The organism is Syntrophobacter fumaroxidans MPOB (genome assembly GCF_000014965.1).
GTDB classification, from domain to species: Bacteria; Desulfobacterota; Syntrophobacteria; order Syntrophobacterales; family Syntrophobacteraceae; genus Syntrophobacter; species Syntrophobacter fumaroxidans.
On the sequence record NC_008554.1, the window covers coordinates 2,584,739 to 2,604,273 of the forward strand.

A 19,535-nucleotide genomic window follows, 5' to 3' on the forward strand; every position below is an offset into this window, starting at 1 on the left:
CGTCAAGACCGGGAGCAGGCCTCTCGAGCGGGTTAGCGAGCCCCATCCGGAACATGTGGTGACCGGGTGGTGGCTTTGACGCAAAGGCGTTTACATCCTGTGCGCATTCCTCACGATCGCGTTTCGAAGAGCCGATTCCCCAAAGGGTGCCGTTCGGGTTTCCCGGCGCGGATGGTCGTCTCCAGGGCATCGAAACGCGACATCGCATCGCGTCCGGCGAATCGCATGTTGACGGGTCGGCCCACGATCCGGTAGAAATGGACCGGTCGACACTCGATTGGCCTGAAACTCCCAGGGGAAACGATTCCATGAAATATCCCGGCGTTCTTTTCTGCGCATCCGAAGTGTCTCCCTATGCCAAGACGGGAGGGCTGGCCGATGTCGCGGGCGCCCTTCCCGCCGCTCTGCAGGGGCTGGGATGCGATGTTCGCATTTTCATGCCGCTGTATCGGTCCGTGCGGGAGCAGGAACATCCCCTCACCCCGCTGGCCCGAAATCTGTCCGTCCCCGTGGGCGTGCACGACTACACCGTCCACCTTTGGGAAAGCCGCACCGCCGCGGGAGTTCCGGTCTACTTCCTTGAAAAGGACGAGTTTTTCGACCGTGGGTTTCTCTACGGGACTCCGACCACGGGAGACTATGAAGACAACGCCGAGCGATTCGTCACTTTCTGCCGCTCGGCGTATCTCCTCTGCAATCGTCTGAACTGGTATCCTTCGGTTTTCCACCTTCACGACTGGCAGACCGGCCTTGCCGCGGCCTATCTCGATCGCCTCCGGCGCCGTGATTCGAACTTTGCGCACTCCGGGGCACTGTTCACGATTCACAACCTGGCCTACCAGGGAATCTTTCCCGCCGTCCATTTCGGACTCACCGGTCTGCCGGCGGAGGCTTTCTCACCGCAGGGCATGGAATTCTGGGGCAACTGCAATTTTCTCAAGGCCGGATTGGTCTACAGTGACATTCTAACCACTGTAAGTCGCGGATACAGCCTGGAAATACAGACCGCGGCATTGGGTCACGGCCTGGACGGGGTGCTCCGTGAGCGCCGCGATCGGCTTCATGGCATCCTCAACGGCATCGACACCGAAGCCTGGAACCCGGAGACGGACCCCTTGATCCCATGCCGTTACAGCGCAACGGACCTTTCCGGCAAGCGCCGGTGCAAGAAAGAACTGATCGCGGAACTGGGCCTGCCCGCAGAAAGTCGCGAGACCCCTCTGCTGAGTATGATCAGCCGTCTTGCGGGCCAGAAGGGATTCGATCTCATCGAAGACATCATGAATGACCTGATGGAACTGCCCTTGTCCCTGGTGATCCTCGGTACCGGCGACGCGCTCATCGAGCGGCGGCTGAAGGAATTCGCCAATTTGTATCCGGAGAAGCTCCGCATGCTCGCCTGCTTCGACGAATCGCTCGCACATCGTATCGAAGCCGCATCGGACATCTTCCTCATGCCGTCGCGCTACGAACCCTGCGGGCTCAACCAGATGTACAGCCTGCGCTACGGAACCGTCCCCGTAGTGCATGCCACGGGAGGCCTGGACGATTCCGTGATCGACGTCATGGAGCACCCCGAATCCGGAACCGGGTTCAAGTTCCGCGAGTATCGCGCCTCGAATCTGCTGGAAACGGTGAGCGCCGCGCTGGCCTTCCACCGGGAAAAGGAAAAATGGACGGCGATGCAGCGCAGGGGAATGTCTCAGGATTTTTCATGGACCCGCTCCGCCGGCGAGTATCTCGATCTCTACCGGTTGATCGCCGCAAGGAAATAGTCCGGGCGGTCGTCTGCCGGGAACGGGGCGGCCCCGGAATGCGGCCCGCCGCGGCGGAGCCCGTCAGGAACCGACGGAAGACTGCACGGAATCTTCATCGGCGATGGTCACCCGGTTCAGTTCTTCCCCGGTAATCAGGCCCTCCCGTTCCAGGGCTTCGCCCAGGGGAAGTCGAGCGCTCCGCCGGCTTTGCCCGGCAAAATGCTTGCGCCTTTCGAGGAGCATCTTCCTGATCTCGTCCCGAGAGATCCTTGTGCCCTTGGAGACGCTGATCTTCTCGTCGTCCATGATTTCTTCGAGCATTTTTGCGAGATCGAATGCTTCTGCCATATTTGGCCTCGTGTACACCCCTGGCGACTCGTCGTGACAATCGAGGAAAACGCCCGTTCGAAGCGGAGTCGATTATGATTCCGGGTGGCGTGGGGAAAATGGCTCCGGGTCCGGACACGGACCTCGATCGTTCCAGGCGGAAGGACATGCATGCGGAGGCGGAAGCGGGCGCCCGCAACGATTTTCCGTACAGGCGCTCCGGCACGGGAAGCAGGCTCGGCCGGTCTTCCCGCCCGGGGCGCAACGCCGCCGGCAGCTTCCCTTTCCGGGCTCCGGAACTCGCTCCCGAAAGCCCCTGCCTTTCGTGCTTCTTTGCGGGAAACCGTTTCAAAGCGATTTCAGACTTCGACCATGCTCTCCTGAAGCAGATCGATGTCCTCGATTTCTTCTTCCAGGTATGCCTTGAGCTTCTTCTTCAAACGACTTTCAATCTGCCGGACCCGTTCGCGGCTGATTCCGAAACGGTCTCCTATCTCCTGCAGGGTCATGGGCTCTTCGGTCAGCAGCCGTTTGTCGAAAATGACCGCCTCCTTGCCTTTCAGCTGTTCCCGAAAGAGCAGGAGCTTGTCATGCAGGATAGCCTTCGCTTCCCGGTCTGCGATCTGATCGTCGACGGGAAGATCGTCGGAGGGGAGGAAAGACTTGTGCGTGTCTTCGGAATCTTCCTTGAGCGGGCTGTCCAAAGAGATCTCCCAGCTATTCAGCCGTTGATCCATCTCGATGATTTCGGATTCCTTGACGTCCAGCCGGTGACTGAGGAGCTTCGGCGAAGCTTCGATTCCCTGCGCTTCCAACCGCTCCTTCTCCTTGCGCAGGTTGAAGAACAGCTTCCGCTGTGCCTGGGTGGTGCCGATCTTGACAAGCTTCCAGTTGTCCATGATGAACTTGATGATGTAGGCCTTGATCCAGAACGAAGCATAGTAGGAAAACTTATATCCGCGGTACGGGTCGAATTTTTTGACGGCCTGCATCAGGCCGACGTTCCCCTCCTGGATTAAATCCATGAGGTTCTGCATCCAGTACCTCTGAAAATCCATGGCTATCTTTACAACCAGTCTCAGGTTGGCGGTGATCAGCTTGTAGCCGGCTTCAATATCGCCTTTCTCACGGTACCGGATGGCCAGATCCGTTTCCTCCTCCCTGCTGAGAAGGGGGTATCGCTTGATCTCGTCGAGGTAGATGCGGAACGGGTCAAACGAAACGGCCTGCGGCCTCTCCGCCGGAAAAGTGGAGCCGGAACGGGATTCTTCTCCCGCCTCGTGCGGATCGCCGCGATCCGGGCTGACTCCGCCTCGTTTGCTTTTCTTGGATTTTGGCATCAACAACTATCCTTAAGTTCGTGATGATTCGAGGCCCCGGAGGCGCTCAGACCTCGCGTATCGCCCCGTGCATGCCGGGACATATCTTTTGAATAGTATTATACCCACCCGTCCAAGACAAGCTCAAAAGGAAAACCCCGTCTCGCCCGGAAAAGCAGTTGCTTTTGCGATGTCTTTCCATTATAAGGGCCGAACAAAATGAAGGAAAGAGGACCGTGGCCCCCGGACGGACCGGCCACGCGGCAACCGAACAAAATGAAGCCTTCTGTACCCGAACATATCGCTTCGCTGGTCCCATACCCGCCGGGCAAACCGATCGAAGAACTCGAACGCGAGTACGGGATCACCGATTCCATCAAGCTGGCCAGTAACGAGAACCCTCTCGGTCCATCCCCGAAGGCGATGCAAGCCGTCACGGGAGCCCTGTCCCGATTGCATCGCTATCCGGACGGAAGCGGATACTATCTCAGGAAGCGGTTGAGTGGAAAATATGCGCTCCCATTCGACGGCATCGTCCTCGGAAACGGGTCCAACGAGATCATCGAGCTCGCTATTCGCGCTTTCCTGGTTCCCGACGACGAAGTCATCATGCCCGCCCCCTCCTTTCTGGTTTACAAGCTCGCAGTCCAGACCATGGGAGGCAAGGCGATCCACATTCCGCTGAAGCGCTTCGCCATTGACCTCGAAAAAACCGCCGGAGCCGTCACGCCCCGGACGAAGATGATATTTGTCAACAATCCCAACAATCCGACCGGTACTCTCATTTCGAAACGGGATTTCGACGTCTTTCTGGACCGCATCCCTCCCGAAATCGTCGTCGTCCTCGACGAAGCTTACATCGAATTCGCCCGGGACCCCGATACCCCGAACGGTTTTGACTACATCGACCGCCAGGGGCCGTTCGTCATTGTTTTGAGAACCTTTTCCAAGGCATACGGACTGGCCGGCCTGCGCATCGGTTTCGGAGCGATGAACCCTTTCCTTGCCGATTATCTGCACCGCGTGCGGCAGCCCTTCAACACAGGAACTCTGGCGCAAATCGCCGCGTTGGCGGCACTGGACGATGAGGATTTCCTGCACAGGACCCAGAGGGTGGTCTGGGACGGCTTGCAATATCTCTACCGGGAAGTGGAACGGCTGCGGTTGAACTATCTTCCGACGGAGGCCAATTTTTTCCTCATCGAGGTCCCGGGACCCGCCAAGTGGTTCTACGAGGCGATGCTGCGGCAGGGCGTGATCGTCCGCGCCATGAGCTCCTACGGCATGGACAATCATATTCGAATCAATGCGGGTCTTCCCGAGGAAAATGAGCGCTTCATAAGAACGTTGAGCGACACGCTGGTTCAGTTTAGGGCATCTCTTTGAACAACGCGACGATCATTGCCATCGACGGCCCCGCGGGAGCCGGCAAGAGCACCGTGAGCAGACTGCTCGCAAAGGAATTGGGGTACACCTACCTTGATTCGGGCGCGATGTACCGGGCCTTGGCCTGGGCACTGCAGCGGGAGGGCGTCGACCTGGAGGCGGAGGCGCACGTTGCGCGGGCCCTGCCCGAGCTGCCGTTGGAGTTTTCCACCCGCGGCGGTTCGCTCCTGATCCATTGCGGTGGGAAAGCCCTGGAAGACGAGTTGCGCAATCCCGAAATGGCCGCGTACGCGTCCCGCATTTCCCAAATGCGTGCCGTCCGGACGTTTCTGACCGAATGGCAGAGAAAGCTCGCCGAAGCGGGGAAGGTGGTTGCGGAAGGACGCGATACCGCCACGGTCGTGTTTCCACACGCCGGGGTCAAAGTGTTTCTGACCGCCGATCCTGCCGCCAGGGCCGGAAGAAGGCATGCGGAATACCTCGCGAAGGGCATCCGGGTCGACTATGCGGTGCTCGAACGGCAAATCCGCGAGCGGGACGAAGCCGACAGCACCCGCTGCCTGGCGCCGTTGCGCCCGGCCGACGGAGCGGTGATTCTGGACACCTCCGACCTGGATATTTCCGAGGTGATGAGCCGTCTGATGGACTTGATACGCGAAAAGTCGCGCGGCTAGCCATTGTACTATTTCTCACAAAAATTAAGATTGCAAAATTGTTATTTTTTGCTAGACTAGTTGTTTGGAAGTGGCCTCGTGCCAAATATGTCTAAGGGGGTAACGAATTCAATGGTTGACAAAGACGAAGTGACTGGACAGGACGTAACCGAGCTTGGCGCGGACACCTCGATGGCGGACGATTCCAACATTGAGGGTGAAATCGAAGACATGGATTCCATGAAGGATCTTTACGAACAGAGCTTTCGGAATATCCAGGAGGGCGAAGTCATTCGCGGGCGCATCGTGCAGATCAGCGATGACTACGTCATGGTCGATATCGGTTACAAGTCCGAAGGACAGATTTCCGTCCACGAGTTCAAGGACGAAAAGGGAGTGGTGCAGGCTGCCATCGGCGACGATGTCGATGTTCTGCTCGAGTTCCACGACGATGAGGACGGCACCATCCACCTTTCCAAGGAGAAGGCCGCCAAGATCAAGGTCTGGGACGATATCAGCCGAATCTACAACGAGGACGGCATCATCGAAGGCAAGGTGGTGTCCAAGGTGAAGGGCGGCCTGGCGGTCGACATCGGGGTACAGGCCTTCCTGCCCGGTTCCCAGGTGGACCTGAGACCGGTCCGCAACCTTGAATTCCTCATCGGTCAGACATTCCCGTTCAAGGTCCTCAAATATAACAAGAAGCGGCGCAATGTGGTTCTCTCCCGCCGGGCCCTTCTCGAGAAAGAGCGCGAGCAGATGAAGTCGCAGACGCTTGCCAACCTCGAAGACGGGAAGGTCGTGGAAGGAATCGTCAAGAATATTACCGATTACGGCGTGTTCGTGGATCTGGGCGGAATCGACGGCCTGCTTCACATCACCGATATGAGCTGGGGCCGCGTGGGACATCCTTCCGAGCTGTTCCAGATCGGGGACAGGATCAAGGTCATGGTGCTCAGCTTCGACCGCGATCACGAGCGGGTCTCCCTCGGCCTCAAGCAGTTGGTGGCCGATCCCTGGACCCGCGCGGAGAGCAAGTACCCCATCGGCACGCGTGTCAACGGGCGCGTGGTCAGCCTGACCGATTACGGCGCCTTCGTCGAAATCGAAGAAGGGGTCGAGGGGTTGATCCACGTCTCCGAAATGTCCTGGACGAAAAAGGTTCGCCACCCGTCCAAGGTGCTCAATGTGGGGGACGAAGTGGAAGCCGTGGTGCTCAGCATCAATCCGGAAAACAAGCGCATTTCCCTCGGGATGAAACAGCTCGAACCCAACCCGTGGGATATCATCGCTCAGAAGTATCCGGTGGGCACGACCATTGCCGGCAAGATCAAGAACATCACCGACTTCGGCGTATTCATCGGGATCGATGAAGGGATCGACGGCCTGGTTCACATTTCCGACATTTCCTGGACCAAGCGTGTGAAGCATCCGTCCGAGGTGTTCAGGAAGAACCAGGAGGTCCAGGCGATCGTGCTGAACATCGACAAGGACAACGAGCGCTTTTCGCTGGGTATCAAGCAGTTGGAACCCGATCCCTGGGAGAGCATTCCGGAGCGCTATCCCCTGGGCAGCGTGATTTCCGGGCCGATCACCAACGTGACCGATTTCGGGCTGTTCGTGGAGCTTGAAGAGGGCATCGAGGGCCTGGTGCACGTTTCCGAGATCAGCAAGGAAAAGATCAAGTCTCCCGTGGGCCAGTACAAGACCGCGGAAAGGATCACCGCCAAGGTGATCAATATTTCGCCCAAGGACCGCAAGATCGGCCTTTCCATCAAGAAAGTCGAGGAACAGGAAGAGCGTTCCAATTACGACGACTACATGAACAGTGCCAAGGCGGCCACTTCGAACCTTGGCGAGTTGTTGAAGGAAGAGCTGGAGGCGGCTCGCGCCAACAATCCGACTCCGAACGACAAGTCCTAGCGGAACCTCGATCGGTTCCCGCCGCAACGCATTTCGCACCCGGCTCACGCTCTCGCATGATGCCGGGTGTTTGCTTTTCCGGCCCGGACTCGGAGCAGGGCACCGCCCGTTGCTCCCGCGGAAGTGACGGCCGCCAAGGATTTTCAGTATTCGATCGATACTGCCGATAGTATAGGTCAGTTCCAATAACCCCCGCCGAGTGAGGCGGGGCATTTGTCTTTCCGGTGCGAAACCGGGGGACGCCGTTCCCCGGCTCGCCTGCAATTCCTCGTCATTTCCCGGTCTCCACTGTGCAACCGGAACCGGGGGACATGAGAAGAGGCATATGAAACGGCGCACGCTCTGGTTTATCGTCATTTCCTTTTTTGTCTTCTGTGGGTTCATCGTCTGGCTGCTCGGCTCCGACAGTGATTTTTTCAAGGGTTCCAACCGAATCGGTGTGGTCGAGATCAAGGGGACCATCAGCAATGCTTCGGAAGTCCTGAAATCGATCAAGGAGTTCCGGAAGGATCAGTCCATCAGGGCCATACTTGTGAGGATCGATTCACCCGGCGGTGGGGTGGGACCGTCCCAGGAGATCTACCGGGAGCTCAAGCGCACCATCAAGCACAAGCCGGTAGTGGCCTCGCTCGGTGGAATCGCGGCGTCGGGCGGCTACTACATCGCCTCCGCGGCAAACCGCATCGTTGCCAGCCCCGGGACCATCACCGGCAGCATCGGGGTGATCATGTACCTTCCGATGCTTCGCGACCTGTTCGGGAAGATCGGCTACGAGATGGTCACGATCAAGGCCGGGCGCTACAAGGACATCGGCAATCCGGGGCGAGAGATGACCCCCGAGGAGAAAGAAATCATGCAGGCGTCCATGGATGAAGCGCATCGCCAGTTCATCAGGGACGTCGCCGCGGGGCGCAAGATGCCGGAGGAAAAGATACGGGAAATCGCGGACGGTCGGATCATCCTGGGGCAGACGGCCAAGGAACTCGGCCTGGTCGATGAACTGGGCAACTTCGAGGATGCCGTCGATGCCGCGGTTGCCCTGGGTCATGTCAAAGGGGAAGCCGATATCGTGTATGCGAAGAAAAAGAGGATGTCCCTGTTGGATTTGCTCCTGGGCAGCGACGCGAGCGAGAAGCTGAGCACATGGCTCGATGAGCCGGGAGCGTCCCTGCGCTACCAGGCGCCGTTCGCTCAGTGACGGGCAGGCCGCCGGCGTCCGCCTTCCCGAAAGGGGGCGGGACGCCCCGAGTGGGCCGCCCGAACGCCTGCACACTCCGGACGAACCATCCCATCCATCGTTGGCTGCGAACGTCCTGTTCCGGAAAACGAAAACCCCGCCTCCCGGCGGGGTTTTCGTTTTCCGGAACATTTTGAACGGCGCCGTGACGCCGAGGCTTCCATCCCGGATGGGCTTCACGGGACGAACGCCGGCTGCCGGCAGGCAGGGAACGGGGGTTCGCCCGTGGGTCCGGAACCGCCGATCACACCTGGAAGACGCTGACGTCCCCATTACCGACGCGCAGGACTTCCGGGCTGTCGTCGATGAGCGAGATGACGCTCGAGGGTTTGCCGGAGACATTCCCTCCGTCCACGATCAGATCGAGCGTGTGTCCCAGTATTTCCTTGATTTCCTGGGGGGAAGCGAGTATCTGGTTTGTTTCAGGATTGGTTGCGCTGGTACTGATGATGGGATGTCCCAATTCTTGAACGATGGCAAGACAAATCGGATTGTCCGGAACCCGAATGCCGACCGTCTGTCGTTTTGTGAGCATGATCTTGGGCACCAACCGGGATCCTTCCAGAACGAAGGTGTAGGGACCCGGCAAGAGCCGTTTCATGGTCTTGTACGCGTAATTGGTCACCTGGGCATATTCGCTGATGTTTTTCAGGTCGTTGCAGATGAAGCTGAAGGGCTGCTGCGGAGAACGGCGTTTCATGAGATAGATCCTCTCGATGGACGCCTTGTTGAAAAGATCGCAGCCTATCCCGTAGTACGTGTCCGTGGGATAGGCTATGATCCCCCCGTTTGCAAGCACTTCGACGATTTTCTGGATCTTCCTGGGTTCAGGATGCCTTGGATTGATTTCCAGAATCATGTGCAACCCTTTCTGTGTAAGAGTTACCCGGCAGTTCCCCGGGGCGCGCAAAGGCCCCCCGTGATCTTTGCGAAAAAATCGCTTTGACCATCAATCCTCTCGAGGGAACCGGAGAATGACTTGCCAGGATCCTTTCATGAAGACACTCTCCCTTTTGAAGATAAAGGCATGCCGGACAATGTGTCAAGACAAGAAAGGAACCGCGCCTTGAGCGGGGTGTCGACCGGCGATTGTTTCGCTTCCATCGACCTCGGTTCGCATACGGTCCGGCTCCTGATCGCCCGGAGGGATGATCTGGAGATCGTTCCGCTGCGCGTGGAGCGCAGAATCACGCGGCTGGCGGAGGACTTCGGCACGGAAGACCGCCTCGGGGAGAAAGGAATGCACGCGACCCTGGCCGCCATGGAGGAATACGTGCGGCTCATGGGTCGGTACGAGGTCCAATTCGTTTCCTGCGGGGCTACCGGAGTGGTGCGCAGGGCGAGAAATCAGGACGATTTTCTCGACCAGGTGCGGCGCCGGACGGGCATATCTCCCGCCGTGCTCTCGGAGGATTCCGAGGCGCTTCTTTCCGCCAAGGGGACCCTGAGCGCCCTGCCTTCGCGCGCGGGTCTGACCCTGCTGTTCGACCTTGGCGGCAGCAGCACGGAGTTTCTTCTCCTGGATTCCGTTCACCCCGACGCCCCTCTTTTCGTAACGAGCGTGTTCGTTGGAGCAGCGACGCTCACCGAGCGTTTCCTCGCCGGCGACCCGCCTTCCGCTTCGTCCCTTGCGGCCGCGGCGGCAGCCGCGGCCGGGAGCATCGCCCCGGTGATATCGGCCGTCGCGCCTCACCTGGCGGCAATAAGGCCCGATCGGCCTTTTCTGCTGGCCGGAACGGCGGGCACAGTCACCACCCTCGCCGCTATGTATCTGCGCATGGAGCCCTACGAACCGTTCAGGGTAAACGGGCTCGCTTTATCCTATGCCTGGATCTCGGAGACGATCGCCTCGCTCGCCTCTTCCACGCTCGCGCAACGCGGCGGAATCCGCGGGCTTGAAAAGGGCCGCGAGGACATTATCCTGGGAGGAGCCGTCATCGTCGGCGAAATCGTCCGGGGATTCAACGTCGACACGCTCACGGCGGCCGACGCGGGTCTCCTGGAAGGCCTCCTGCTCGACCTGGTTGAAAAGAGCTGCGGGATCCGTTCGACCCTGGTCAGCCCCTTGACATGGCGACCGCAAAAAGAGTAAAGCCTCAGAAACAAAGACCGTCAAACCCCGATCACGATGGAGAACACCCATGCAGAACCATCAGCCCGGTATCCCTGAAGCGCTGACTTTTGACGATATTACCCTGCTTCCGGACTACTCCGAGGTGTTGCCGGTGGAAACCAACGTTTCAACCCGGCTCACCCGCGAAATCCGCATGAACATTCCGCTGGTCAGTGCCGCCATGGATACCGTCACCGAGTCGGATACGGCCATAAGTATTGCCCGCGAAGGGGGAATCGGCATCATCCACAGGAACATGAGCGTCGAACAGCAGGCTCAGGAAGTGAACAAGGTCAAGAAATCGGAAAGCGGCATGATCCTCGATCCGGTGACCGTGGACCCCGATCAGAAAATCGGGGAAGTCCTCGACCTGATGTCCCGGTACCGCATATCGGGCGTGCCGGTGGTCAAAGGCGAGCGACTGGTGGGCATCATCACCAACCGGGACCTGCGCTTCGAGACCGACGAAAGCATAAAGGTTTCGGAAGTCATGACCAAGGACGACCTGGTGACCGCCCCCGTGGGAATATCGCTGGAAGACTCCAAGAAGCTCCTCCAGAAAAGGAGAATCGAGAAGCTCCTCGTGGTGGACGATTCCGGCCGGCTGAAGGGACTGATCACCATCAAGGACATCATGAAAATCAAGAAGTACCCGAATTCCTGCAAGGATCAACTCGGACGCCTGCGGGTGGGCGCGGCCCTCGGGGTCGGCAAGGACACCCTGGCCAGGGCCGCGGCACTTTGCAGCGTGGGAGTCGATGTGTTTGCGGTGGACAGCGCCCATGGCCATTCGCAAAACGTGCTCAAAGCGGTGAAACTGATCAAGGCCGAATTCCCCGCTGTCCAGATCATCGCGGGCAATGTGGCCACCGCATCGGGAGCCGAAGCCCTGATCAAGGCGGGGGCCGATGCGGTCAAGGTCGGCGTGGGACCCGGCTCCATCTGCACCACGCGTATCGTGGCCGGTGTCGGTGTGCCGCAGGTCACGGCCATCATGGAATGTAACCGGGTGTGCAAGGAGCACGGCGTTCCCCTGATCGCGGACGGCGGGATAAAATACAGCGGCGACATCGTGAAGGCGGTTGCGTCCGGAGCCGAGTGCGTGATGATCGGAAGCCTGTTTGCCGGAACGGACGAGAGTCCGGGAGAGACCATTCTGTACCAGGGCCGAAGCTACAAGGTGTACCGTGGGATGGGCTCTCTCGGTGCGATGAAGGAAGGCAGCAAGGACCGTTACTTCCAGGACGAGGTCTTCGAACCGAAGAAACTGGTCCCGGAAGGAATCGAGGGGAAAGTCCCCTACCGGGGCCCCATCACCGACGTCATTCATCAACTGATCGGCGGATTGAGGGCCGGAATGGGCTATCTGGGATGCGGCACCCTCGAGGATCTCAGGACCAGGGCCCGGATGATGAGGATCACCAGCGCCGGTCTGAGGGAAAGCCACGTTCACGATGTCATCATCACCAAGGAAGCTCCCAACTATCAAGTCGACCTCAAGTAGCGTCTGTCAAAAGCCGTCGTTGCCCGTCGGTTCGGTCGTCGAAACCCGCAGGTGCGTCATCGGTTCCATCGGCGCGGGCGGCCCGGAAGGCGCGGGCGTCAGAGCCGCGGGTGCCCGGGGCGATGCGGCGGGGGCCCCGGCGACACCGGCCGGTCGGAGGCAGACTCTCCAGAACCGGGCGAGCCGCCGGCTCCCCTTGGTCAAGGATTCGGGATGACTTACGATTATCTTCACGAAGAACGGGTTCTGATACTCGATTTTGGGTCCCAGTACACTCAGCTCATCGCCAGGCGTGTGCGGGAAAGCCATGTCTACTGCGAAATTCATCCTTTCAACATGGACATGGAGTCGATCAAGGCTTTCAGGCCCAAGGGAATCATTCTGTCCGGCGGTCCTTCCAGCGTACACGAACAGGGCGCCCCTTTTTCGGATCCGGCGATCTTCGAGTTGGGGGTTCCCGTTCTCGGAATCTGCTACGGCATGCAGTTGATGGCCCGGCAACTCGGTGGTTCCGTGGAAAGAGCGGACCGCAGGGAATACGGTCCGGCGACCATCGACATCGATGTGCCGGATGAGCTCTTTCGCGACATCGAGCGCGAAGGCGTGCGCGTGTGGATGAGCCATGGCGACCGTATCCTCGAGCTGCCCGCCGGTTTCTCCATTCTGGCCCGCAGCGACAATTCTCCCGCCGCCGCCATGGGAAATTCCGAACGGCGCCTCTACGGCGTGCAGTTCCACCCCGAAGTCGTTCACACGCCTTGCGGCAAGGACATCCTGGACAACTTCCTGTTTCGCACCTGCCGCTGCCGGGCCACGTGGACGATGAAATCGTTCGTGGAATCCGCGGTGGCCTCCATCCGCGAGCAGGTTGGCGACGACCAGGTAATCTGCGCGCTGAGCGGAGGGGTGGATTCTTCCGTGGTCGCGGTGCTCCTGCACAATGCCATAGGTTCCAGGCTTCACTGCATTTTCGTCAACAACGGGCTTCTTCGAAAAGGCGAGGCGGAAAGCGTCCAGCGGGTCTTTCGCGATCACTTCTCCATCAACCTCATTTATGCGGACGCCTCCGATCTTTTCCTGGAACGGCTCAAGGACGTCACCGACCCCGAACGGAAGCGCAAGATCATCGGCAATCTGTTTGTCGAGTTGTTCGAGAGGGAAGCCGGCCGCCTGGAAAGCGTGAAATACCTGGCCCAGGGGACCCTTTACCCGGATGTGATCGAGAGCGTGTCGTTCAAAGGCCCTTCGGCGACCATCAAGACCCATCACAACGTGGGCGGATTGCCCGAACGGATGAACCTGAAGCTGATTGAGCCCCTGCGGGAGCTGTTCAAGGACGAAGTCCGCATGCTCGGGCGGGAGTTGGGGCTGCCGGAACGGATCATCATGCGCCACCCCTTTCCCGGCCCGGGCCTGGCGATTCGAACCATCGGAGCAGTGACGCCGGAGAGTCTCGAGATTCTTCGCGACGCGGACCGGATCATCCTGGAAGAAATCGAAGCCTCCGGGTGGTACGACCACGTATGGCAGGCTTTCGCGGTGCTTCTGCCGATCCGGTCGGTGGGAGTCATGGGGGACGAACGCACCTACGACCAGGTCGTGGCGGTGCGCGCGGTGGAAAGCGTGGACGCCATGACCGCGGACTGGGCGAGACTGCCCTACGAAGTGCTTCAAAGGATTTCCAATCGCATCATCAACGAGGTCAAAGGCGTGAACCGGGTGGTCTACGACATTTCTTCCAAACCTCCCGGCACCATCGAATGGGAATGACCTGCCTCGCGGGACCGGGGGATCGACGTTGGCCGCAGACACTATCGTACCCTTCCGAACCCGCCGCGCCCGGATGAAAAGCCCGTGAAGCGCCCGCGGGCAACGGGATGACCTGTCCGGGGACGGAAGAACATGGGGGCGTGAACCGGGATTCGTCCATGCCCTATAACGAAACCCGTCGCTTTTACAGGCTTCAGCATCAGGACCGGAAGGGATGGGTCGGTTTTCAGGTCCGTTACCGGGAGACCGACCTCTGGGTCCGGGCGCAACGAAACCTCGAACGGGAAACCTTCACGGCGATCCTCAATTGTCGCCGCCAGTTGGAACGATACATCGCGGAACACCCCCCATTTCTGAAATCACTCACGCCACTCCCCGAAGATCCGCTGGCGCCGCCCCTTGTCAAGGTCATGCTGTTTGCCGCCCGGAGTGCCGGCGTAGGTCCCATGGCGAGCGTCGCGGGAGCCGTCGCACAGGAAGTCGCCCTGTCGCTCAAGCCCTTTTCGCCTTCCGTGATCGTCGAAAACGGCGGCGACTGTTACCTGGACATTCGAGAAGAAACCACCATCGGCATTTATGCGGGTCCTCATTCTCCCTTCAGCGGCAACATCGGCCTGCGGTTCGAAGGGAGCCGTTTCCCCCTCGGAATCTGCACCTCATCGGGAACGGTCGGGCCATCGCTCAGCTTCGGCAGAGCCGACGCCGTCACCGTGGCTGCAAAGGACGCGGCCCTGGCCGACGCCGCCGCAACCGCCGTCGGCAACCTGGTGAAAACCCCGTCGCATATCGAGGAGGCCTTGGAAAGAGCACGGACGATCCCTTCTCTTGAAGGCGTTCTGATCGTCATCAAGGACAAGCTCGGGATCTGGGGCAACCTTGAAGTAGCCCGCCTTTAGCGCGCCATCCCTTTCCCAAAAACATCTTGTGTTTTCTCGATGGGTTGCTATAGTGATTCCTGCGCAATTCGGCGCCCAACACGCCGATGCGGGGTTGTGCTCATATTGGGGGCGCTCGGCGGGAGGCAATGGGGCCTTCCTCTGCATTCGATGGGCGGGACCGGGTATTTTTCCTCCTTGACCGTCTTCGGCCGAATCCGCCACATATCTTCTTCGGTCGCAACCCGGAACGAACGGCTCAACACTGCTGATACAAGGTTGCGTTCAAGATGGGTGCATTGGGCGGGAGGGCATAAAGCCCTTCCCTTGCTTCGTCTGACCGGCACATCGGTTCGTGCAGGGGACGGGGTTTATCCTTGCCCGTGTCGCCTCCCCCCGGGGAGGTGTTGTATACTCTTGAGCGCACCTCGGTATGAGAACATGAAAATCGTGGTGATGTCGGACACGCACCTGGAGCGGGTGACCGACCGGTTCGAATCCCTGTGCGCCGCCTATTGCGAAGGGGCGGATCTGGTGATCCACCTGGGCGACTGGGCGAGACATTCGGTCCTGAATTTCCTGGAGCGCTATCCCCTGGAAGCCGTGGCGGGCAACATGGACGATTCCGGGATACACGAAAGGCTCCCCGTAAAGAAAGTCATCCGGGTGCGGGGGCACCGTCTCGGAATCATACACGGTTGGGGATCGCCGGTCGGTTTGAGACACAGGCTCATGGACGAATTCGAAAACGTCGAGGCGATTCTGTTCGGACACACGCACCAGGCGCTGCAACTGGTGGAACACGGCATATTCTGGTTCAACCCGGGCTCCGTTTATCTTGGACGCGGGGAACGGGCCAACAGCCTGGGAATTCTCAATATCGAGGACCGCATAACGGGGGAGATCGTCACTCTCTAGGAGAAACCGGTGCAGAACCTGTGGGCTCCCTGGCGTATCGAATACATCTTGGGAAAGCGAGAACCTTACTGCATATTTTGTCCCGAAGGAGGCGGCCTGTCCGACGAGGAACGTCTCATTCTTCACCGTGGAACGCACACCATGGTGATGATGAACAAGTATCCCTACAACAACGGACATCTGCTTGTGGCTCCGTGGAGGCACGTATCCGAAATGGACGGCCTCCGGGACGAAGAGATGCTCGATCTCATGAAATGGATCAAGCTCTGCACTCAGGTTCTCAGGCGGGTCATGAATGCGGAGGGGTTCAACGTGGGAATGAATCTCGGGACCGTTGCGGGGGCCGGAGTCAAAGACCACCTCCACTTTCACGTAGTGCCGCGCTGGGGAGGAGACACGAACTTCCTCACAGTGTTCGCCGATATCAGAAGCATCCCGGAACACCTGAAGCAGACATACACCAAGTTGTTACCCCATTTTAAAAAGGAGAGCGCTCATGAGGTGGTTTAAGCTGGTCTTCACCGTCATCATTCTCGGGCTGATCGCTTTGTTCGTTTACCAGAACCTGCCTGTCTTCGCGCAGAGTGTGTCTTTCAAGTACGATCTCCGGTACCTGGGCAACGTGGAATGGAAGAACTCCCTCTGTTCGCTCATTGCCATATCCGCCGGCTTCGGTTTCCTGGTCGGTATTCTGCTGATGACGAAGCCCCTGATGGGTGCCCGGCGCCGCGCGAAAGAGGCTCGGCAGGCCGCCGCGGCATCGACGGCTTCGGTCGCCTCCAGAGAGCCGGCAGCGGTCCACGCCGCTTCCGAACCGGCGAAACAGGGCGAGTGATATACGGGCGGAAGCCGCCGCAAGTCAATCTGCAATCTTGATCGGAAACGAAGGAAACGGGCGGGGTTGACCCCGCCCGTTTCCTTATCGATGAAAGGCTCTCCTGCCTGATTGCCGGCGGCTCGGCATGAGAACGCAAACCGGACGGCCCCCCTCTATTCGCTTTCCCGGTCCAGCGCATATTTGTCGAGGTACCCCCTGGGCGTCACCATCCAGCCCTTCCACACATAGGTCCTGCTATTGCCCACAATCACCACCGACTGCATGTCCACATCCTCAACGGGAATCCCTTCGAGGGTGGTTATGCACAGCCACTGTCCGCGGCGCATGGCCTTTCGGATGACCGCCACGGGCGTTGCCGGGGAGAGAAAGCGCAACAGCGCCTGCCGGGCCCGTTCGAGTAGGTCGGGACGACTCTTGCTCCGAGGATTGTAGATCGCCAGTACGAAATCCGCCGAAGCGGCGGCCGTGAGCCGCTTTTCTATGAGATCCCAAGGAGTCAGGTGATCGCTCAGGCTCACCGCTGCAAAATCGTGCATCAGCGGTGCGCCCACCAGGGACGCACCGGCGTTGAACGCAGCCACGCCCGGGATCACTTCGATTCGGAAATCAACATCTTGCGGGATGGTCTCGTCGATTCCGGCAACCTCCAGGTTCCTTTCCCTGCAGATATCGAACACCAGGCCCGCCATCCCGTAAATCCCCGCGTCGCCGCTGGAAACGAGTGCCGTCCGTCGCCCCGCCAGGGCGTGATCGATGGCCGCCTGACAGCGGCCCACCTCCTTGCGCATGCCGCTCGAAACGACCTCTTTGCCTTCCAGTAAATCGCCGATCAGGTCGAGATAGGTTTTGTACCCGAGGATCACTTCGGCGGCCTTGAGCGCCGACAGGGCCTCGGGCACCATGAAGGACCGGTCGCCCGGTCCGAGGCTGACTATGGAAAGCCGACCCGGGCCACGGCCAGGGTCGCGTTCGCGCTTTTTCGCTTGGTCAGGACGAGTGTCCCGCTCTGTGCGCTCAGGAGAGCGGTCGCTTCGCATACGCTTTCGACTCCTATGTGTTTTGCCACAATCGCGGATGGACTCGGCACTCTCACCTCTCCGAGAGCCGATCCGGGAAAAAAGGACACGGGCCGGTTGAAGCTTTTCGCCGTGTCAAGAACACCCGGCTCGTCCGCTTTCAGATCGATGCTCGCAAAATTGCGAATGGACAACGGGGAGAGCTTCGCCCGGCGGAATGCCTGCTTCACCAATTCGATGATTTCACCGGCGGGGGTCCCACGGTTGCAGCCAAGACCGACCACCAGGTTGCGGGGACGCAGTTTCAGGCACCTGACCTTCGGAGGAGGCATGACCTCGGATACCCATACCCCAATCCGAGCGCGTACCCGGGAGTGTTCATCCTCGGTCTGCCCCGGCCAGTCGGGCCTGCCCGCAAGCCGCACCCGTCGAGCCGCCGGATTCGCCTCCGGAATCGTCTTCGCGCCAGGCCCCGTGTCTTTCGTCCGGAATGCCTCTTCACCTTCCTCGGCGGCCGGTTCGCACCCCTCCGAGTACTCCTTCGGCAACAGCACCACCTCCGGCTGCTCCTCGAAACGGGAGCCGATCCTCCCGTCGGGATCGAAGACCCACAACGGCTCCTCTTCGATCACGGCCCGGCTCACCCGGCTCAGAAAACCGATGTTCTCGATTTCGAGCCCCGCATCCGCGGCAATCAGATCCAGAGCCGGTTTCCCCTGGACATCCGATGCCGTGGTGATCACCGCCTGCGCTCCGATCAATTCCCCGATCCGGCGCGCCAACCGGTTGGCCCCTCCGAGGTGTCCGGAAACGAGGCTCACGGCGAACCGGCCCTTCTCGTCCAGCACCACCACGGCCGGATCGGTGGATTTATGGGACAGAAGCGGCGCGATGAGCCTCACGACGATCCCGGCGGCCATGATGCAAACGAGGTGGTCATACCGGCCCCAAAGACGGGGAAGAACTTCGGAAACCCGGTCGAAAGCGGCGGCGCCCCGGACCGCGTGCCTGCGGGGCAGGAAACAGTTGCTCGAGGGCAACCGTTCACCGAGGCGCAGGGCCAATTCCGCCCCCTGCCCGGTGAGCGCGATGATGGCCGTCCGGTCAGGACCGCGGCTTGGCTTCTCGAAATCCATGGCTGAAGGACTCATCGTAGAGTTTCGATTGCCTGGCATCCCGCGGGCCGCCCCTGCCGAACACCCGGCCGATCATGACGATCGCCTGCCGCTTGATGCCGGCTTCGTTCACCTTTGCGACGATATCCGCCAGGGTCCCTTCGACCAGGAGCTCATCCGGCCATCCCACCCGGTAGGCCACCGCCACGGGGGTTTCCGGTGAATAGCCGGAAGCCGCTTCGGCGATGACGCTCTCGATCTGCTGAACGCTCAGGTAGATGACGAGTGTCGCCCCGTGCGATGCCAGGGACCTCAGCCGCTCCCTCTCCGGCACCGGGGTCCTTCCCGCCATGCGCGTGAGGATGACCGTCTGGGACATTTCGGGCACGGTCAGTTCCTGCCTGAGCGCGGCGGCGGCGGCAAACACCGCGGACACCCCCGGAACCACCTTGTATGGGATGCCTTCGGAGTCGAGCAACGCCATCTGTTCCCGGATGGCCCCGTAAAGGCTCGGATCCCCCGTGTGAAGGCGCACCACGCGCTTGCCCTCCCGGTAGCCCCGCACCAGCAGCGCGTGCGTTTCCGCCAGGGTCAGAGACGCGCTGTTGTAAATTTGCGCGTCCGCCGCCCGGTCCTCCAACAGGCGCTCGGGCACGAGCGATCCCGCGAATACGATCAAACCGGCCTCGCGCAACAGTCGCCGGCCCTTGACCGTGATCAGCTCGGGATCGCCGGGACCCGCACCGACAAAATGAATGGGATGAGCCATGGAAAGTGCCTCGGA

General features: G+C 60.0%; 18 protein-coding genes. 12 read left to right on the forward strand and 6 right to left on the reverse strand.

Annotated elements, in window-relative coordinates:
* The first annotated feature begins 308 nt into the window (after positions 1-308).
* Positions 309-1,775: a glycogen synthase GlgA gene (gene glgA, locus SFUM_RS10930; RefSeq protein WP_011698965.1), complete on the forward strand. Its 1,467-nt coding sequence runs from the start codon at positions 309-311 to the stop codon at positions 1,773-1,775.
* A 63-nt stretch (positions 1,776-1,838) separates the two neighbouring features.
* Here glgA and SFUM_RS10935 read toward each other — a convergent pair whose 3' ends face one another.
* Both SFUM_RS10935 and SFUM_RS10940 read right to left on the reverse strand, forming a co-directional pair.
* Positions 1,839-2,105: a hypothetical protein gene (locus SFUM_RS10935; protein WP_011698966.1), complete on the reverse strand. Its 267-nt coding sequence runs from the start codon at positions 2,103-2,105 to the stop codon at positions 1,839-1,841.
* A 338-nt stretch (positions 2,106-2,443) separates the two neighbouring features.
* Positions 2,444-3,424 carry a sigma-70 family RNA polymerase sigma factor gene (locus tag SFUM_RS10940; protein ID WP_011698967.1) on the reverse strand — a complete coding sequence of 327 codons (981 nt, stop codon included), beginning with the start codon at positions 3,422-3,424 and terminating at the stop codon, positions 2,444-2,446.
* 255 nt (positions 3,425-3,679) lie between these two features.
* Here SFUM_RS10940 and hisC point away from each other — a divergent pair, with 255 nt between their 5' ends.
* From hisC to sppA, 4 genes are all read left to right on the forward strand, one after another.
* The gene (hisC, locus tag SFUM_RS10945; protein ID WP_041442373.1) at positions 3,680-4,789 is read left to right on the forward strand and encodes a histidinol-phosphate transaminase; all 1,110 of its coding nucleotides are present in this window, start codon (positions 3,680-3,682) and stop codon (positions 4,787-4,789) included.
* Positions 4,786-5,463 (forward strand): (d)CMP kinase, encoded by a 678-nt coding sequence (cmk, locus tag SFUM_RS10950; protein ID WP_011698969.1) that lies wholly within the window; start codon positions 4,786-4,788, stop codon positions 5,461-5,463. The genes hisC and cmk overlap by 4 nt, the downstream gene beginning before the upstream one ends.
* A gap of 111 nt (positions 5,464-5,574) precedes the next feature.
* Positions 5,575-7,365, forward strand: coding sequence for a 30S ribosomal protein S1 (locus SFUM_RS10955; RefSeq protein WP_011698970.1), 1,791 nt, complete (start codon positions 5,575-5,577; stop codon positions 7,363-7,365).
* A 325-nt stretch (positions 7,366-7,690) separates the two neighbouring features.
* The gene (gene sppA, locus SFUM_RS10960) at positions 7,691-8,563 is read left to right on the forward strand and encodes a signal peptide peptidase SppA (RefSeq protein WP_011698971.1); all 873 of its coding nucleotides are present in this window, start codon (positions 7,691-7,693) and stop codon (positions 8,561-8,563) included.
* Between the two features lie 283 nt (positions 8,564-8,846).
* Here sppA and SFUM_RS10965 read toward each other — a convergent pair whose 3' ends face one another.
* On the reverse strand, positions 8,847-9,461 hold the full coding sequence (locus SFUM_RS10965; protein WP_011698972.1) for an L-threonylcarbamoyladenylate synthase: 615 nt from the start codon (positions 9,459-9,461) through the stop codon (positions 8,847-8,849).
* A gap of 216 nt (positions 9,462-9,677) precedes the next feature.
* Here SFUM_RS10965 and SFUM_RS10970 point away from each other — a divergent pair, with 216 nt between their 5' ends.
* The 7 genes from SFUM_RS10970 (at position 9,678) to SFUM_RS11005 (ending at position 16,617) form a co-directional block, all read left to right on the forward strand.
* Positions 9,678-10,694, forward strand: a complete 1,017-nt coding sequence (locus tag SFUM_RS10970; RefSeq protein WP_011698973.1) for a Ppx/GppA phosphatase family protein — start codon at positions 9,678-9,680, stop codon at positions 10,692-10,694.
* A gap of 49 nt (positions 10,695-10,743) precedes the next feature.
* Positions 10,744-12,219 carry an IMP dehydrogenase gene (gene guaB / locus SFUM_RS10975; protein ID WP_011698974.1) on the forward strand — a complete coding sequence of 492 codons (1,476 nt, stop codon included), beginning with the start codon at positions 10,744-10,746 and terminating at the stop codon, positions 12,217-12,219.
* 213 nt (positions 12,220-12,432) lie between these two features.
* Positions 12,433-13,989 (forward strand): glutamine-hydrolyzing GMP synthase, encoded by a 1,557-nt coding sequence (guaA, locus tag SFUM_RS10985; RefSeq protein ID WP_011698975.1) that lies wholly within the window; start codon positions 12,433-12,435, stop codon positions 13,987-13,989.
* Positions 13,990-14,147: 158 nt separating this feature from the next.
* Positions 14,148-14,885 carry a UPF0280 family protein gene (locus tag SFUM_RS10990; RefSeq protein ID WP_011698976.1) on the forward strand — a complete coding sequence of 246 codons (738 nt, stop codon included), beginning with the start codon at positions 14,148-14,150 and terminating at the stop codon, positions 14,883-14,885.
* Positions 14,886-15,305: 420 nt separating this feature from the next.
* Positions 15,306-15,782, forward strand: a complete 477-nt coding sequence (locus SFUM_RS23330) for a metallophosphoesterase family protein (protein ID WP_011698977.1) — start codon at positions 15,306-15,308, stop codon at positions 15,780-15,782.
* 9 nt (positions 15,783-15,791) lie between these two features.
* Positions 15,792-16,292 (forward strand): HIT family protein, encoded by a 501-nt coding sequence (locus tag SFUM_RS11000; RefSeq protein WP_011698978.1) that lies wholly within the window; start codon positions 15,792-15,794, stop codon positions 16,290-16,292.
* On the forward strand, positions 16,279-16,617 hold the full coding sequence (locus SFUM_RS11005; RefSeq protein ID WP_011698979.1) for a lipopolysaccharide assembly protein LapA domain-containing protein: 339 nt from the start codon (positions 16,279-16,281) through the stop codon (positions 16,615-16,617). Before SFUM_RS11000 ends, SFUM_RS11005 begins: the two co-directional genes overlap by 14 nt.
* Before the next feature lie 155 nt (positions 16,618-16,772).
* Here the strand turns inward: SFUM_RS11005 and cobJ are convergent, their stop codons facing one another.
* Genes cobJ through cobM form a run of 3 tightly spaced genes read right to left on the reverse strand, consistent with a single transcriptional unit; the run spans position 16,773 to position 19,520 of the window.
* Positions 16,773-17,522, reverse strand: a complete 750-nt coding sequence (gene cobJ, locus SFUM_RS11010; RefSeq protein ID WP_049766350.1) for a precorrin-3B C(17)-methyltransferase — start codon at positions 17,520-17,522, stop codon at positions 16,773-16,775.
* A 29-nt stretch (positions 17,523-17,551) separates the two neighbouring features.
* Positions 17,552-18,772, reverse strand: coding sequence for a cobalt-precorrin 5A hydrolase (locus SFUM_RS21745; RefSeq protein WP_049766351.1), 1,221 nt, complete (start codon positions 18,770-18,772; stop codon positions 17,552-17,554).
* Entirely contained in the window at positions 18,741-19,520 is a 780-nt protein-coding gene (gene cobM / locus SFUM_RS11020) for a precorrin-4 C(11)-methyltransferase (RefSeq protein ID WP_011698980.1), read from the reverse strand. Before cobM ends, SFUM_RS21745 begins: the two co-directional genes overlap by 32 nt.
* Positions 19,521-19,535: the final 15 nt, after the last annotated feature.